Below are 15,156 nucleotides of genomic sequence, written 5' to 3'. Positions count from 1 at the left end.
GATGGCCCCCCGCATCTGCGCCATCGGCGCCGGCCGGATGGGCCGCGGCATCGCCCACGTGTTCGCCTATGCGGGCTCCGAGGTGGTACTGCTCGACGCCAAGGAGCGCCCGGCCGAGGACTTCGCGAAACTCGAAGCCGACTCGCTCGCCGAGATCCGCTCCGGCCTGGAGACGCTGGCGGCCCTCGGGCTGTTCGATCCCTCGGTCATCGACCGCATCATGGCGCGCATCACGGTGATGCCGCGCAGCCGGGTCGCCGACGCCGTGGGTTCGGCCGCCTTCGTCTTCGAAGGCGTGCCGGAGCGCAAGGACGCCAAGGCCGACGCCTTCTCGCTCGTCGATCCGCACCTCTCCGACACCGCAGTGGTCGCCTCCACCACCTCGACCATCCTGGTCGACGAGCTGATCGACATGGTCTCCCGGCCGGGCCGCTTCCTGAACGCCCACTGGCTGAACCCGGCCTACCTGGTGCCGCTGGTCGAGCTGATGCCGTCGGAGCGCACCGACGAGGCGGCCGTCGCCGCGCTGGAGACGGTGCTGACGGCGATCGGCAAGGTGCCGGTCCGCCTCAAGGCGTCGCCCGGCTACATCGTGCCGCGCGTGCAGACGCTGGCCATGAACGAGGCGGCCCGGATGGTGGAGGAAGGCGTCGCCACGCCGGAGGCCATCGACAAGGCGCTGCTCTACGGCTTCGGGTTCCGCTTCGCGGTGCTCGGCCTGCTCGAATTCATCGACTGGGGCGGCAACGATATCCTGTACTATGCCAGCCGCTACATGGCCGGCGCGATGGACGACGACCGCTTCGCCGCCCCGGAGATCATCGACCGGAACATGAATGAGGGCCGCAACGGCCTGCGCGACGGGATCGGCTTCTTCGACTACGCCGACCGCGACGTCGCCGCCTACCGCAAGGAGCGCCTCGGCCGCTTCGTGGACCAGCTCAAACTGCTCGATCTCGTTCGTCCGCCCGCGTGAGGAGACGCGGCGGACGGCGGGCAAGACCAACAACAAGACCCGCCTTTCCGACGATCCATCATCGGGCGCGGTGCGCCCGCCGCCAGAGGGAGAACTCCATATGAACCTTCAGCCGTTCCTGAAAACCGTCGCGGCCGGCGCCCTGATGGGCCTGCTCGCGGCCGCCCCGGCGCGGGCCGAGGAAGTGGTCCTCAAGGCCGTCACCGCCTTCCCGGCCTCGCTCGATTTCGCCCAGAGCTTCCAGCGCTTCGTCGCCAAGGCGAACGAGATGGGCAAGGGCGTCGTCCAGATCCAGTACATGGGCGGCCCGGAGGTGGTTCCCCCGCCGCAGCAGGCCCAGGCCGTGCGCCGCGGCGTCATCGACATGCAGTACGGGCCCGGCACCTACTATCTCGGCGACATGCCGGAAGTGGACGCCTGGGTCGGCTCGACGGTCAGCGCGATGGAAGCCCGCAAGAACGGCGGGTTCGCGGTGATGCAGGAGGTCTACAAGCAGAAGCTCGGCGCCTACCTGCTGGCGCACATCGATTCCGGCGTGGGCTTCCACATCTACCTGACCGAGGAGCCGAAGCGCACCGCCGACGGCGGCGTCGACCTGACCGGCCTGAAGCTGCGCAGCCAGCCGATCTACCGCGAGTTCTTCGACGCGCTCGGCGCGACCAGCGTCTCGGTGCCGGTTCCGGAAGTCTACACGGCGCTCGAGCGCGGCGTGGTCGACGGCATCGGCTGGCCGCTGGTCGGCATCAAGGACCTGTCCTGGGACAAGTTCCTGAAGTACCGGATCGACCCGCCCTTCTTCCAGACCGACCTCGTGGTCATGATGAACGAGGAGAAGTGGGCCGGCCTGTCCGACGAGGCGCGCGCGATCCTGACCAAGGCCGCCGCCGAGTACGAGCAGGAATCCTATGACCACTACCAGGAGGTCATCGAGGAGACCGACAAGGTCGTCCGCGCCGACGGCATGCAGGTGATCGACATCACCGGCAAGGCCCGCGAGGAGTTCCTCGAGACGGCCTTCGAGACCGCCTGGAACCGCCTGAAGGCCAGCGGCAGCGACAAGTACGATGCCCTGCGCACGGGCTACTACGCGCAATAGTCCCGGCCTTCGCCAAGACCCACCGGCAGCCGGACGCGGTCGACTTCCAAGCCGCGTCCGGCCGCCGGTTCGTCTGTTCCCCCGCGACGAGCCGGTGACCCGATGCGTGCGCTGATCCGCCTCTACGACCTCCTGATCATCGGCTTTGCCGTGTTCGGCGCCGCCACGCTGGCCGTGTCCACGGTGCTGATCGTCGCCGACGTGCTGCTGCGCAACCTCGGCTTCACGCCGATCCAGGCGGCGAGCGCCCTCGTCGAATACGCGATGCTGGCGGCAACGGCCGGCGGCGCCCCCTGGCTGGTGCGGCGCAAGGGGCACGTCGCCGTCGACAGCCTGATCGACCAGTTTCCGCCGGTGGTCTACCGCGCCTTCGTGGTCGGCGGCATGCTGCTCTCCATCTTCGTCTGCGCCTTCCTGGGCTGGCGCGCGGCCATGCTGGCCGCCGACGCGATCGCCCGCGGCGCCGTCGACATCCGCTCCATCAACATCCCCGGCTGGGTGGCCTACGCGCTGCTGTCGGCCGGCCTCGTCCTGTGCGCCACGGAGTTCCTGCGGCTGCTGATCCTGCGCGGTAGCGACGTGGAAGCCCAGCACGGCAGCGGAGCCTGAGCATGGATTGGCCCCAGGCTGCCCTCATCCTCCTCGGCGGCATCGTCGCCCTCATGGCGGCGGGCGTGCCCGTCGCCTTCGCCTTCCTGGCGATCAACATCGTCGGCGTGCTGATCTTCATGGGCGGCATGGCCGGCATCGACCAGCTGGTCGACAACGCGTCCGGCACCATCACCACCTTCACGCTGGTGCCGGTGCCGCTGTTCATGATCATGGGCGAGCTGTTCTTCCACACCGGGCTGGCGATGCGCGTCTTCGACGCCCTCGACAAGTGCCTGGGCGGCATCCGCGGCCGGCTGTCGTACCTCACCGTCGGCGGCGGCACCCTGTTCGCCACGCTCTCCGGCTCGTCGATGGCGAACACCGCCATGCTCGGCTCGCTGATGATGCCGGAGATGCTGAAGCGCGGCTACAAGAAGCACATGATCATGGGGCCGATCCTCGGCACCGGCGGCCTGGCGATGATCATCCCGCCGTCGACGCTGGCGGTGCTGCTCGGCTCGCTCGCCCGCATCGACGTCGGCGCGCTGCTGATCGCCGGCATCATCCCCGGCCTGATCCTCGCGGTCCTCTACGTCGTGCTGATCCGCATCCAGATCGCCCGCGATCCCGATGCGGCCCCCGGCTATGCCGCCGAGCGGGCGCCGCTCGGCGAGATCGCCAAGGCCTTCGCCATCAACGTCCTGCCGATGGGCCTCGTCGTCTTCTCGGTGATCGGGCTGATCCTGCTCGGCTGGGCGACGCCGACGGAGAGCGCCGCCTTCGGCGTCCTCTCGGTCGTCGTGCTGGCCCTGTGCTTCCGCTCGCTGACCTGGTCCGCGATCGTCAAGGCGCTGACGGAATCGCTCGCCGTCACCGCGATGATGTTCCTCATCATACTCGGCTCGTCGACCTTCTCCCAGGTGCTGGCGTTCTCCGGCGCCACCTCCGGGCTTCTCGGCTGGGCGACCAGCTTCGACGTCGGGCCGAACGTCATGCTGCTCGCCATGCTGGTGACGCTGATCGTGCTGGGCATGTTCATGGACCAGCTCTCCATGATGATGCTGACGCTGCCGATCTTCATGCCGCTGGTGGCCACCATGGGCCTCGATCCGGTCTGGTTCGGCGTGGTCATGCTGCTTGCGCTGGAGCTCAGCCTCGCCACGCCGCCGTTCGGGATGCTGCTGTTCCTGATGGTCGGCGTCGGGCCCCCCGGCACCACGCTCGGCGAGGTGGCGCGCGCCGCGGCGCCCTACATCGGCTGCACGCTGCTGTTGATCTGTCTCCTTGCGCTGTTCCCCCAGATCGCGCTCTTTCTACCCCACCTCATGAACTGACCCATGCGGAAGGGTGCCCATGCCGACGCCGCCGGAGACTGACCACGGGGACGACCCGCCGGCCGGGCCGCCGACGTTCGCCGACCTCGGCCTGGAGCGCTTCGCGCCCTATCTGATCAACCGCATCTCCGAGCGCTGGAACACCACCATCCGTGACGCGCTGAAGGGGTCCGATCTCACCACCATGCGGATGCGGGCGCTGGCGACGCTTGCCGACCGTCCCGGCCTGACCATCAACGAGCTCTCGGTGCTGGCGGTCAGCGAACAGTCGACGATGAGCCGAAACCTCGACGCCATGGAAGAGGCCGGCCTCGTGCGCCGGGTGCCCAAGTCCGACGACCTGCGGGCGCGCGAGATCTACATCACCCCCGAAGGCCAGCGTGCCCTCGACGCCTTCTGGCCCACCATGCACGGCCACTACCAGGAACTGCTTGCCGGCCTCAGCGACGCCGAACGCGACCAGTTCCTCGGCCTGCTCAACAAGGTGCTGGTCAACATCCGGCAGAACCCGTTCTGATCGCCGGCTTGCGTTCCGGTCCCTCGGCATTTCAGATTTGACAGGTTCCAGACACTGCCTGATTATATGCATATGCAGATAATTCGCAGGACGGGGTGCGCTGATGGCTGAACGGTCGTTTGCCAAGGAAGTCGAAAAGCTCCGCCTCGGTGACGGGGAGGACTTTTCCGGCGAGGGCATCCTCGCCGTCACCAAGGCGCTGCTGCAGGCGGGTGTGGGCTACGTCGCCGGCTACCAGGGCGCGCCGATCTCGCACCTGATGGACGTGCTGGCGGACGCCCAGGACATCCTGGCCGAGCTGGGGATCCGGTTCGAATCGAGCGCCAGCGAGGCGACGGCGGCGGCGACGCTCGCCGCTTCCGTCCACTACCCGATCCGTGGCGCAGTCACCTTCAAGTCCACCGTCGGCATCAACGTCGCCTCCGACGCGCTCGCCAACCTGTCGTCGGGCGGCGTCAAGGGCGGGGCGCTGATCATCGTCGGAGAGGACTACGGCGAAGGCTCCTCCATCATGCAGGAGCGCAGCCACGCCTTCGCGATGAAGTCGCAGATCTGGCTGCTCGACCCGCGGCCGAACCTGCCGAAGCTGGTCGACATGGTGGAGAAGGGCTTCGAGCTGTCGGAGGCGAGCGCCACGCCGGTGATGCTGGAGATGCGGATCCGCGCCTGCCATCTGACCGGCCACTTCACCGCCAAGGACAACGTGCGCACGGCGATGACCACCGCCGACGCGCTCAACGCGCCGCGCCGGGACACCCAGCGCATCGTGCTGCCGCCGGCGAGCTTTGGCCACGAGCAGGACAAGATCAAGGTCCGCTGGCCCGCCGCCGTCGACTACATCAAGCGCAACGGGCTCAACGAATTCTTCGGCCCTGAGAGCGGCGACGTCGGCATCGTCCTGCAGGGCGGCATGTACAACGGCGTGATCCGCGCCCTGCAGCGCCTGGGGCTGGCCGACGCCTACGGCAAGACCGATGTGCCCCTCTACGTCCTCAACGTCACCTACCCGCTGATCGACGACGAGTTCCTGGAGTTCGCCCGCAGCAAGCGCGCGGTCCTGATGGTGGAGGAAGGCCAGCCGAACCACATCGAGCAGGCGTTCGGCGCGATGCTCCACAAGGCCGGGATCGACACGGTGCTGGCCGGCAAGGACCCCTTCCCGATGGCCGGCGAGTACACCGGCAGCGTCATGGTCGCCGCACTCCGCCGGTTCGTGTCCGACCACGCGCCCAGCCTGCTGTCCGACCGCTACCGGGCCCCCAACGAGCCCGACACCAGCGACCAGGAGCAGATCCTCGCCGACAACCTGCCGGCCCGTCCGCCCGGCTTCTGCATCGGCTGCCCGGAGCGGCCGATCTTCGCCGCCATGAAGCTCGTCGAGCAGGAACTCGGCGAACACCACATCGCCGCCGACATCGGCTGCCACCTGTTCGCGGCGCTGCCGCCCTTCAACATCGGGGCGACGACGATGGGCTACGGGCTCGGCCCGGCGTCGGCCTCCGCCTTCAACGTGAAGGCCGACAAGCGCTCGATCTCGGTGATGGGCGACGGCGGCTTCTGGCACAACGGGCTGTCGAGCAGCATCGCCAACGCCGTCTACAACGAGAACGACAACGTCATCCTGATCGTCGACAACTACTATTCGGCGGCGACCGGCGGCCAGGACATTCCGTCCAGCCGCGCCGACAACCGCAGCCGCTCCACCAACCACCCGATCGAGGCGGCCGTGCGCGGCGTCGGCGTCGACTGGGTCCGCTCCCTCGACCGCACCTACGACGTCGCCAAGATGCGCGCCACCCTGAAGGAGGCGCTTTCCTCGCAGGATCCCGGCCCGAAGGTCATCGTCGCCTCGTCGGAATGCATGCTGAACAAGCAGCGGCGCGAGCGGCCGCTGACCCAGAAGGCGATCGCCGCCGGCACGCGTACCGTGAAGCAGAAGTTCGGCGTGGACGAGGACGTCTGCACCGGCGACCACGCCTGCATCCGCCTGTCGGGCTGCCCCTCCCTCTCCGTCAAGCGCCTCGACGATCCGCTGCGCGACGATCCGGTGGCGGCGATCGACCAGAACTGCGTCGGCTGCGGCAACTGCGGCGAGGTCGCCGAGGCCGCGGTCCTGTGCCCGTCGTTCTGGCGCGGCGACATCGTCCACAATCCCGGCCGGCTGGAACGGCGCATCGCGCGGCTGAGGACGCAGATCGTCGGCTGGCTCCAGGAGCGCCGCGCACGCGGCCGTCTGACGTTCGAGAGGGTCGCCTGACATGAACGCCATGACCCACGACATCGTCGATCCTCCCGTCGACGCCGCCGTCATCAAGCTGGCCATCCTGGCGATCGGCGGCCAGGGCGGCGGCGTCGTCACCGACTGGGTCGTCGACACCGCCGAGCGCAACGGCTGGGTCGCCCAGGCGACCAGCGTGCCCGGCGTCGCCCAGCGGACCGGGGCCACCATCTACTACGTGGAGATGACCAAAACCGACGGCCGCCAGCCGGTGCTGGCGCTCTCGCCGTCGGCCGGCGACATCGACATCGTCGTCGCGGCCGAACTGATGGAGGCGGGCCGCGCCGTCCAGCGCGGCTTCGTCACCCCCGACCGCACCACCCTGATCGCCTCGTCCCACCGGGCCTTCGGCATTCTGGAGAAGGCCGCCCCCGGCGACGGGATCGGCGACGGCGGCGCGGTGTCGGGCGTCCTGAGAAATGCGGCGCACCGGCTCATTCTCGACGACATGGAGACCGTCGCCCAGAAGAGCGGGTCGGTGATCTCGGCGAGCCTGTTCGGCGCGCTGGCCGGATCCGGGGCGCTGCCGTTCCCCCGGGAAAGCTACGAGGAAACCATCCGCGAGAGCGGCAAGGGCGTCGCCGCCAGCCTCCGGGCCTTTGCCGCGGGCTACGACATCGCCCAGGCGCCGGGCGCGCAGGCCGCCGCCGAAACGCCGTCGCCCGCAAGGCTGGCCGGCGCGGACGCCGGCCCGTCCGGACCGTCGGCTCTGGTCGACGCCTACGGGCGGCTGCTTCACCGCATCGACGCGGAGTTCGCCCCCGCCGCCCGGCCGATGCTGCTCGCCGGACTGCAGAAGGTCGTCGACTACCAGGACATCGCCTACGGCGCGGAGTACCTGGACCGGGTCGCCGACATCGCCCGCCTGGACGCCCCTTCGGGCCCCCTGGACCTGACGATCGCGGCGGCGAAATACGTCGCCAACGCCATGGCCTACGACGACGTCATCCGCGTCGCCGACCTGAAGACCCGCAAGGCCCGCTTCGAGCGGGTGCGGGCCGAGGCGCGCGCCACCGACGACCAGGTGCTGACGATCACCGAGTACATGCACCCGCGCGGCGAAGAGGTCTGTGGCATGCTGCCCGCCCGCTTCGGCGCCGCCATCGAGGCCCGGCCGGCCACCCTCGCCTGGCTGGACCGGCGGGTGAACAAGGGCCGGCGCGTGCGCACCGACACGGTGTCGTGGTTCGTGATGCTCTACCTGCTGGGTGGAATGCGCAGGTTCCGGCGCGGACTTCTGCGGCACCGCCACGAACGCGCGCACATGGAGGCGTGGCTGACCGCGGTGCGCACCACCGTCCCGCAGAACTACGCTCTCGCGGTCGAGATCCTGAAGTGCCGGCGGCTCATCAAGGGCTACAGCGACACCCACGCCCGCGGCGTCTCCAAGTACGACCGGGTGCTGTCGGCGGTGCCGACGCTGGCCGGACGTGACGACGGTGCCGACTGGCTGCGCCGCCTGCGCGAGACCGCTCTCAAGGACGAGCGCGGCAGCGGCCTCGACGGCGCGCTGCGGATGATCTCCGAGCTGGATCGGCCGGTGGCGGCGGAGTAGCGCGCGCCGTCCGCCTTTCCGGACAGTCGGACCGCCCTGCCCGCCCGCTATTCCGCCGGCGCGCCGCCCGACACCAGCCTGAGCGCCGGTCGCGCGGGTTTCGGCGCGATGGGCATCCGTCGCGCCGTCGTGCGGTCCGAGGCGCGGGGACCGGCCGCGCCGACGTGCCCGACGACGCACAGCGCCGGATTCGGCGACAGCGCCAGCCGGTGGCAGGCGACGTCGACGAAGCCGGTCTCCCGCATCTCCGCCGCCAGGTCCTCCGCACCGCCCAGAAGCTCGTCGTCGCCGACCTTGCGCATGCGCGGCTGGTAGACGACGACCAGCCGGCCGCCCTCGCCGAGCAGCTCGCCGATGATGTCGAAGGCGTGGAGACGGTCCGGGAGGAAGTGGACCACGTTGACCATGAAGGCCGCGTCGAGCGGGCCGTCGTCGTGCCGCAGCGTCTCCAGCCCGCCAAGACGGAAGACCACGCGGCCGTCCGCAACCGCGGGCCGGTTTCGCCAGTCGGCCTGTCGGATCATCTCGATGGAATGGTCGAGCGCCAGCACCTCGCCCGCCCCGGCCTGCAGGGCGAAGCGGACGCCGACGCCCGGACCGCATCCGAGCTCCAGCACGCGGTCCCCGTCGCGAAGCGCGAGGTGCTCGACCGCCCACCGGTTGCGCTTGCGGTTGGAGCGCCGGAAGGCCATCACCAGGCCGGCGGTCTTGCCGAATTTCCCCGTGGGACGCCGGAATTGCGCGACGACCGCCGCCCGCGCGCGCTGCACAAGGACGTCCAGCCCCAACGTTCTCGGAACGGATCGCAGCCTCCCGGCCACCACACAGCCCATATCGCCCCTCCCCACCCGTCATCCATCGAGCGGCCCGGCCCAACCGGACCCGCTCCGCCCCAGTCTCGTCCTCAAGTTGGGCAAAATGCGGAAATTGCCAGCCCTGAAACGGCGGGCCATTCTCCCGAAGGCCAAAAAGGAGAGATCGAGACGATGCCGAGCACGACCATTCCCACCCTGCGCTACGCCGACGCCCCGGCGATGATCGACTGGCTCTGCACGGTGATCGGCTTCGAGAGACAGCTGGTCGTGGAGGACGGCAGCGGCGGCATCGCCCATGCGCAGCTGGTCCTCGGCGACGGCATGATCATGCTGGGCAGCGCCATCGACAACGCCTTCGGCAAGCTGCAGTCCACCCCGGCCGGGCTCGGCGGCGTGACCCAGAGCGCCTATCTCGTCGTGGCCGACGTGGACGCCGTCGCGACGAAGGCGGAAGCGCTCGGGGCCCGCATCGCCATCGCCCCCCGGGACGAGGACTACGGCGGCCGCGGCTGTTCCTTCTTCGACCCGGAAGGCCACCTCTGGAACATCGGCACCTACGACCCCTGGGCCTGACGGCGCGCCGAAGCACGGTGGCCGGGCCTTCACACGCGGGTCATGCGGCGTCGGCATAAGCGCCGGCGTGCCCCGGCACACGCCCGGCCGCCGGCCAAGACCGGCACCCACCGGGCATCTCCGGCAGATCGCCGGGGCCGGGACGCAGCCTTCCAATCGAGCGGTTCGGCCTGCCGTTGCGGCGCGCAGCCTCCGCCACCCTTGCGCCTTTGCCCGAAAGCCGACGAAACGGAGCGCCCCCGTGAAGACGAAGACAGTCGACCCGTTCCGGCAGATCGAGGACCTGCGCAAGGCGATCCAGGCCGACGACCGCCTGGCGATCAGCCAGATCATCAAGACCTTCGGCGCCAGCGACTACGTCGAGACGATCGAGTGTCTTTCCAGGTCGGAGGCGACCGCCTTTTTCCAGATGGTCGACCCGCGCGCCCGCTCGGAGGTGTTCGGCCGGATCTCCTTCATCTACCAGAACTACATCCTCCGGTCGGTGCCGGTCGAGCAGTCCATCGAGCTTCTCAAGGACGTGCCGGAGGAGGATCTCGCCAAGCTCCTGCAGAAGATGCCGCGCACCCGGGCGCAGAAGATCCGGGAAGACATCGAGCACCTGGATGCCGAGCTCGGCCAGCACCTGTTCAAGTACGAGCCCGAGGTAATCGGCCACTGGATGAGCCTCGACGCCGTCGTGGCGGGGCCGGACCAGACTGTCTCCGAGGTGTTCGCCGGGCTGCGCGACCGCGCTCCCTTCCGCCAGCCCGTCGTCGGCATCTTCGTGGTCGATCAGGAGGACCGGCTCATCGACCGCCTCGAGCTGGAGCAGCTGGTGCGCGTCGACCCGGCGACCCAGGTCGCCGAGCTGGTGGACCGGCAGGTGACGCGGCTGCAGGTGACCGATTCCGTCGATACCGCCATCCACCGCTTCCAGGTCCGCGACGCGGTGGAGATGCCGGTGGTCGATTCCGCCGATCGCCTGGTCGGTGTCATCCGCGCCGACGACATCGTCCACCTGAGCCAGGACGCGTTCTCCGACACGCTGCAGAAGATGGGCGGCGTCTCGAACTTCGACACGCCCTACATGCTGACGTCGATCTGGGAGCAGGTGCGCAAGCGCGGCGGCTGGCTCGCCATCCTGTTCGTCGGCGAGATGATGACGGCGACCGCCCTCACCTACTACGAGGGCGAGCTCGACCAGGCGGTCGTGCTGGCGCTGTTCCTGCCGCTGATCCTGTCGAGCGGCGGCAACTCCGGCTCACAGTCGTCGACGCTCATCATCCGGGCAATGGCGCTCGGCGAGTGCCGCAGCCAGGACTGGTTCGCGGTGTTCCGCCGCGAGATCGTGACGGGCCTGCTGCTGGGGGCGATGCTGTGCGCCGTCGCCAGCCTGCGCATCTCCCTGTGGGACTATCTCGGCTGGGCCGACTACACCGAGCACGGCAAGTTCTCGCCGGAACTCATCACCTTCACCGTGGCGATCGGCGTGCTCGGCATCGTCACCTGGGGCAACATCGTCGGCTCGCTGCTGCCGCTCGGCCTGCGCGCGCTGCGGCTGGATCCGGCGGTGATCTCGGCACCGCTGCTCGCCACGTTCGTCGACGTGACGGGCCTGATCATCTACTTCACCGCCGCGCGCTTCATCCTGCAGCTGAACTGACCGGCGGGCGCCTACGTCCCGCGCGTCAGCCCCGCCAGGATCTTGTCGACGGTGATCGGGAGCTCGCGCACCCGCACGCCGGTCGCATGGAAGACGGCGTTGCCGATCGCCGCCGCGGTGCCGACGACGCCGATCTCGCCGACGCCCTTCACGCCGAGCGGGTTCAGGTCGTCGTGCTCCTCCACGAACAGGACGTCGATGTCGGCGACGTCGGCGTGGGCGGGCACGTGGTAGTCGGCCAGATGATGCGTCATGAAGCGGCCGAGGGCATGGTCGATGACCGCCTCTTCGTGCAGCGCCTGGCCGAGGCCGAACACCACGCCGCCGAGGATCTGGCTGCGCGCCGTCTTCGGGTTGATGATCCTGCCGGCCGCGACCGCGCTGACGACCCGCGTCACCCGGGCGACGCCCACCTGCGCATCGACCCGCACCTCGGCAAACACCGCCGCGTGCGCGTAGCTGGAGGTCGGGCTGTCGTCGGGGGAATAGTCGACGTTCGCCGCCACCTCGCCGCCGGCGGCCTCGGCGATCGCCTCGAGGCTGACCGCCTCCGAGGTGTCGGCGGCGCGCCGGATCGACCCGCCCGAGAACACCACCTGGTCGCTCCCGACGTTGGCCAGCGGCGAGCCGTCGAGACCCCGCCCGATCTGGACGAGCTGCTCCTTCAGCGCCGCGCACGCCTGGACGATCGCCGACCCGGCCGACGCCGCGGTCGCCGAGCCGCCCTCCACGAACGCCTTCGGCAGCCGCGAATCGCCGATCCGGACCTCGACGCGGTCCATCGGGACGCCGAGCGCATCGGCGGCGACCTGGGTGAGGATGGTGTAGGTGCCGGTGCCGATGTCGGCGGTGGCGGTGCTCACCTCCAGCGTGCCGTCGGGCCGCAGGGCGGCGCGGGCGCTGGTGGGAAACATCATCGCCTCCCAGCAGCCGGTCGCCATGCCGTAGCCGATCAGCTCGTTGCCCTCGCGCATGGAGCGCGGGGCGGCGCTGCGCTCCGCCCAGCCGAAGCGCTCGGCGCCCTGCCGGTAGCAGGCCTTGAGCTCCTTGCTGGAGAACGGCTTGTCCTCGTTCTGGTCGCGGTCGGCGTAGTTCAGCAGCCGCAGGTCGAGCGGATCGATCCCGACCTCGTAGGAGAGCTCGTCCATCGCCGTCTCGAGCGCGAAGACGCCCGTCGCGCCGCCGGGCGCCCGCATGTCCATCGGCGTGACCGTGTCGATCTTGGCGAGGCGATGGGCCAGCCGCACGTCGGCGCACCGGTAGAGCAGCCCCGACCAGTCCACGACGGTCTCGGTGAAGTCCTCGTAGCGCGAGGTGCCGGCGAGGGCGTCGTGGATGACCGACGTGAGGCGGCCGTCGCGGTCGGCGCCGAGGGCGACGCGCTGCAGCGTGTCCGGACGGTAGCCGAGCGTGAACATCTGGTCGCGGGTGAGCGTCACGCGCACCGACCGCTCCATCGAGAGCGCCGCCATGACGGCGAGGAACAGCTGGTACTGGGGTCGCAGGCCCGAGCCGAACGCGCCGCCGACGAACGGCGACAGCACCTGGACCTTGTCCTCGGGAAGCCCGAAGACATTCACGACGACATCGGAACTGTTCCGCGCGCCCTGGGTCTTGTCGTAGACCGTGAGCGTCTCCGGCCCTTCGTAGCAGACCGTTGTGGCGTGCGGCTCCATCGGGTTGTGATGCTCGATGGCGATCCGGTAGCGATTGTCGACCTTCGCCTGAGCCTTGGCGAACGCGTTCTCGGCCGAGCCGCGCACGATGTCGCCTGCGCCGTCCTCGGGATCGAACGCCTCGCCGGTCACCGCGGTCACGTCCGTCTGGTGCGGCTCGACCTGATAGTCCACCTCGACCAGCGAGGCGGCATAGCTCGCCGTCTCGAAATCCTCCGCCACCACCAGCGCCACCGGCTGGCCGCTGTAGAGGATCCGGGCATCGCGCAGCGGCCGGAACGGCGCGCCGTCCGGCGCCACCATGTCCTTGAAGTCGGAGGTGAACCAGTCCTCCTGCGGCCGGTTCTCGTGGGTGAACACGCGGACCACGCCCGGCACCGCCTCGGCGGCGGCGATGCGGATCGCCCGGATCCGGCCGCGGGCGATCGCGCCCGACACGACGACGCCCTGGAGCAGGTCCGCGACCTCGAATTCGGCCGCGTACGGGGCGGTGCCGGTGACCTTCTTCCGGCCGTCGATGCGGCGCAGGGCGGTGCCGACGAAAGGAGCGGATATCGTCATCGGAAAACCTCTACTGGATGCGCTTGTCGGTCTGGCTCTGCGGCGTCGCCGCCGCGGCCTGGGACAGCGCGCGGACGATCGCCCGGTGCGCCAGGTCGACCTTGAAGGCGTTGCCGGGCACCGGATCGGCGCCGGCGAGGAAGATGTCGGCCGCGGCCGCGAACGTCTCGGCGTTGGCCGGCCTGCCGCGCATCGCCGCCTCGGCCTCCGGATCACGCCACGGCTTGGCGGCGACGCCGCCCATGGCGAGACGCGCCCGGGCGACCGTGTCGCCGTCGATCTCCAGCGCCGCCGCCACCGACACCAGCGCGAACGCGTAGGACAGCCGGTCGCGGATCTTCAGATAGCTGTAATGCTGCGCAAACCCGGCCGCCGGCAGGTCGACCGCGACGATTATCTCGCCGTGGCCGAGCAACGTCTCGACCTGCGGCGTCTCGCCCGGCAGCCGGTGAAAGTCGGCGAACGGGATCGTCCGGGCGCCGTCCGGACCGTCGACCCGCACCGTCGCGTCGAGCGCGACCATCGCCACGCACATGTCGGAGGGATGGGTGGCGATGCAGCGCTTGCTGGCGCCGAGGATCGCGTGATAGCGGGCGAAGCCCGTCTTCGCCGGGCAGCCGCTGCCCGGCTCGCGCTTGTTGCACGGCGTGGCGGTGTCGTAGAAATAGGAGCAGCGGGTGCGCTGGCGCAGGTTGCCGCCGGTGGTGGCGGAATTGCGGAGCTGGGGCGACGCACCGGCCAGGATGGCGCTCGACAGCAGCGGATAGCGCGCCTCGATGCGGGCGTCGTAGGCGATGTCGGTGTTGCGCACCAGCGCGCCGATGGAGAGGCCGCCGTCGTCGGTCTCCTCGATCCGGTCGAGCGGCAGACCGGTGATGTCGACCAGCCGCGTCGGCCGCTCCACGTCGTATTTCATCAGGTCGAGCAGGTTGGTGCCGCCGGCGATGAACCGCGCGGTCTCGTCCCTCGCCAGCTCGGCGACCGCCTCGCTCACGTCGCGGGCCTTGGTGTAGCTGAACGGCCTCATCGCGCCTCTCCCTCGCGGCGTTCGGCCAGCACGTCCTCGATCGCATCGGCGATGTTCACGTAGGCGCCGCAGCGGCAGAGGTTGCCGCTCATCAGCTCGCGGATGTCGGCGCGCGTGGCGGCCCGCCCCTCGTTCAGCAGGCCCGCAGCCGAGCACAGCTGGCCGGGCGTGCAGTAGCCGCACTGGAAGGCGTCGCGTTCGAGGAAGGCCTCCTGCAGCGGATGCAGCGCGTCGCCGTCGGCCAGGCCCTCGACCGTGGTCACGTCGGCGCCGTCGGCCATCACCGCGAGCGTCAGGCAGGAATTGATCCTGCGCCCGTCGACGAGGACGGTGCAGGCGCCGCACTGGCCATGATCGCAGCCCTTCTTGGTGCCGGTCATGGAAAGCCGGGTGCGCAGCAGGTCGAGCAAAGTGGTCCAGGGCGCGACCTCGAGCCGGTGCTCCGTGCCGTTGACCCGGATCGCAACCGTCATCCGCTCGGGCGGCGCCGCTTGGGTGGATGCGCTCACGTT

Annotated in this window: 13 protein-coding genes; 9 read left to right on the top strand and 4 right to left on the bottom strand. The window is 69.8% G+C overall.

What is annotated here, in order from left to right; genetic code table 11:
- The first annotated feature begins 1 nt into the window (after position 1).
- The 7 genes from ACSSVZ_RS18140 (at position 2) to ACSSVZ_RS18110 (ending at position 8,347) form a co-directional block, all read left to right on the top strand.
- On the top strand, positions 2-976 hold the full coding sequence (locus ACSSVZ_RS18140) for a 3-hydroxybutyryl-CoA dehydrogenase (protein WP_453972135.1): 975 nt from the start codon (positions 2-4) through the stop codon (positions 974-976).
- Between the two features lie 100 nt (positions 977-1,076).
- Positions 1,077-2,072 (top strand): TRAP transporter substrate-binding protein DctP, encoded by a 996-nt coding sequence (gene dctP / locus ACSSVZ_RS18135; RefSeq protein WP_453972134.1) that lies wholly within the window; start codon positions 1,077-1,079, stop codon positions 2,070-2,072.
- 102 nt (positions 2,073-2,174) lie between these two features.
- The gene (locus ACSSVZ_RS18130) at positions 2,175-2,681 is read left to right on the top strand and encodes a TRAP transporter small permease (RefSeq protein ID WP_453972133.1); all 507 of its coding nucleotides are present in this window, start codon (positions 2,175-2,177) and stop codon (positions 2,679-2,681) included.
- Positions 2,682-2,683: 2 nt separating this feature from the next.
- Positions 2,684-3,997: a TRAP transporter large permease gene (locus ACSSVZ_RS18125; protein ID WP_453972132.1), complete on the top strand. Its 1,314-nt coding sequence runs from the start codon at positions 2,684-2,686 to the stop codon at positions 3,995-3,997.
- Between the two features lie 19 nt (positions 3,998-4,016).
- The gene (locus tag ACSSVZ_RS18120; RefSeq protein WP_453972131.1) at positions 4,017-4,514 is read left to right on the top strand and encodes a MarR family winged helix-turn-helix transcriptional regulator; all 498 of its coding nucleotides are present in this window, start codon (positions 4,017-4,019) and stop codon (positions 4,512-4,514) included.
- Positions 4,515-4,617: 103 nt separating this feature from the next.
- Positions 4,618-6,771, top strand: coding sequence for a thiamine pyrophosphate-dependent enzyme (locus ACSSVZ_RS18115; RefSeq protein WP_453972130.1), 2,154 nt, complete (start codon positions 4,618-4,620; stop codon positions 6,769-6,771).
- A gap of 1 nt (position 6,772) precedes the next feature.
- Positions 6,773-8,347 (top strand): indolepyruvate oxidoreductase subunit beta family protein, encoded by a 1,575-nt coding sequence (locus tag ACSSVZ_RS18110; protein WP_453972129.1) that lies wholly within the window; start codon positions 6,773-6,775, stop codon positions 8,345-8,347.
- Positions 8,348-8,394: 47 nt separating this feature from the next.
- On the opposite strand, the gene ACSSVZ_RS18105 is transcribed toward ACSSVZ_RS18110, so the two are convergent.
- On the bottom strand, positions 8,395-9,117 hold the full coding sequence (locus tag ACSSVZ_RS18105; RefSeq protein ID WP_453972128.1) for a class I SAM-dependent methyltransferase: 723 nt from the start codon (positions 9,115-9,117) through the stop codon (positions 8,395-8,397).
- A gap of 216 nt (positions 9,118-9,333) precedes the next feature.
- Here ACSSVZ_RS18105 and ACSSVZ_RS18100 point away from each other — a divergent pair, with 216 nt between their 5' ends.
- Positions 9,334-9,735 carry a VOC family protein gene (locus tag ACSSVZ_RS18100; protein ID WP_453972127.1) on the top strand — a complete coding sequence of 134 codons (402 nt, stop codon included), beginning with the start codon at positions 9,334-9,336 and terminating at the stop codon, positions 9,733-9,735.
- A 241-nt stretch (positions 9,736-9,976) separates the two neighbouring features.
- Entirely contained in the window at positions 9,977-11,380 is a 1,404-nt protein-coding gene (gene mgtE, locus ACSSVZ_RS18095; protein ID WP_453972126.1) for a magnesium transporter, read from the top strand.
- 11 nt (positions 11,381-11,391) lie between these two features.
- Here mgtE and ACSSVZ_RS18090 read toward each other — a convergent pair whose 3' ends face one another.
- Genes ACSSVZ_RS18090 through ACSSVZ_RS18080 form a run of 3 tightly spaced genes read right to left on the bottom strand, consistent with a single transcriptional unit; the run spans position 11,392 to position 15,117 of the window.
- A complete protein-coding gene (locus ACSSVZ_RS18090) occupies positions 11,392-13,617 on the bottom strand; it encodes a xanthine dehydrogenase family protein molybdopterin-binding subunit (protein ID WP_453972125.1) in 2,226 nt (741 codons plus the stop codon).
- 10 nt (positions 13,618-13,627) lie between these two features.
- Positions 13,628-14,644, bottom strand: a complete 1,017-nt coding sequence (locus ACSSVZ_RS18085; RefSeq protein WP_453972124.1) for an FAD binding domain-containing protein — start codon at positions 14,642-14,644, stop codon at positions 13,628-13,630.
- Complete coding sequence (locus ACSSVZ_RS18080; RefSeq protein ID WP_453972226.1) at positions 14,641-15,117, bottom strand: (2Fe-2S)-binding protein; 477 nt, start codon at positions 15,115-15,117, stop codon at positions 14,641-14,643. The genes ACSSVZ_RS18085 and ACSSVZ_RS18080 overlap by 4 nt, the downstream gene beginning before the upstream one ends.
- Positions 15,118-15,156: the final 39 nt, after the last annotated feature.

The sequence above is a fragment of the Amorphus sp. MBR-141 genome, assembly GCF_053628695.1.
This window is presented reverse-complemented; position numbering and strand designations above follow the sequence as displayed.

Coding starts and splice junctions, on each gene's coding strand:
- ACSSVZ_RS18080 (WP_453972226.1), bottom strand. CDS start 15,117: ATGACGGTTGCGATCCGGGTCAACGGCACGGAGCACCGGCTCGAGGTC.
- ACSSVZ_RS18115 (WP_453972130.1), top strand. CDS start 4,618: ATGGCTGAACGGTCGTTTGCCAAGGAAGTCGAAAAGCTCCGCCTCGGT.
- ACSSVZ_RS18100 (WP_453972127.1), top strand. CDS start 9,334: ATGCCGAGCACGACCATTCCCACCCTGCGCTACGCCGACGCCCCGGCG.
- ACSSVZ_RS18140 (WP_453972135.1), top strand. CDS start 2: ATGGCCCCCCGCATCTGCGCCATCGGCGCCGGCCGGATGGGCCGCGGC.
- ACSSVZ_RS18120 (WP_453972131.1), top strand. CDS start 4,017: ATGCCGACGCCGCCGGAGACTGACCACGGGGACGACCCGCCGGCCGGG.
- ACSSVZ_RS18090 (WP_453972125.1), bottom strand. CDS start 13,617: ATGACGATATCCGCTCCTTTCGTCGGCACCGCCCTGCGCCGCATCGAC.
- dctP (WP_453972134.1), top strand. CDS start 1,077: ATGAACCTTCAGCCGTTCCTGAAAACCGTCGCGGCCGGCGCCCTGATG.
- ACSSVZ_RS18085 (WP_453972124.1), bottom strand. CDS start 14,644: ATGAGGCCGTTCAGCTACACCAAGGCCCGCGACGTGAGCGAGGCGGTC.
- ACSSVZ_RS18130 (WP_453972133.1), top strand. CDS start 2,175: ATGCGTGCGCTGATCCGCCTCTACGACCTCCTGATCATCGGCTTTGCC.
- ACSSVZ_RS18110 (WP_453972129.1), top strand. CDS start 6,773: ATGAACGCCATGACCCACGACATCGTCGATCCTCCCGTCGACGCCGCC.
- ACSSVZ_RS18125 (WP_453972132.1), top strand. CDS start 2,684: ATGGATTGGCCCCAGGCTGCCCTCATCCTCCTCGGCGGCATCGTCGCC.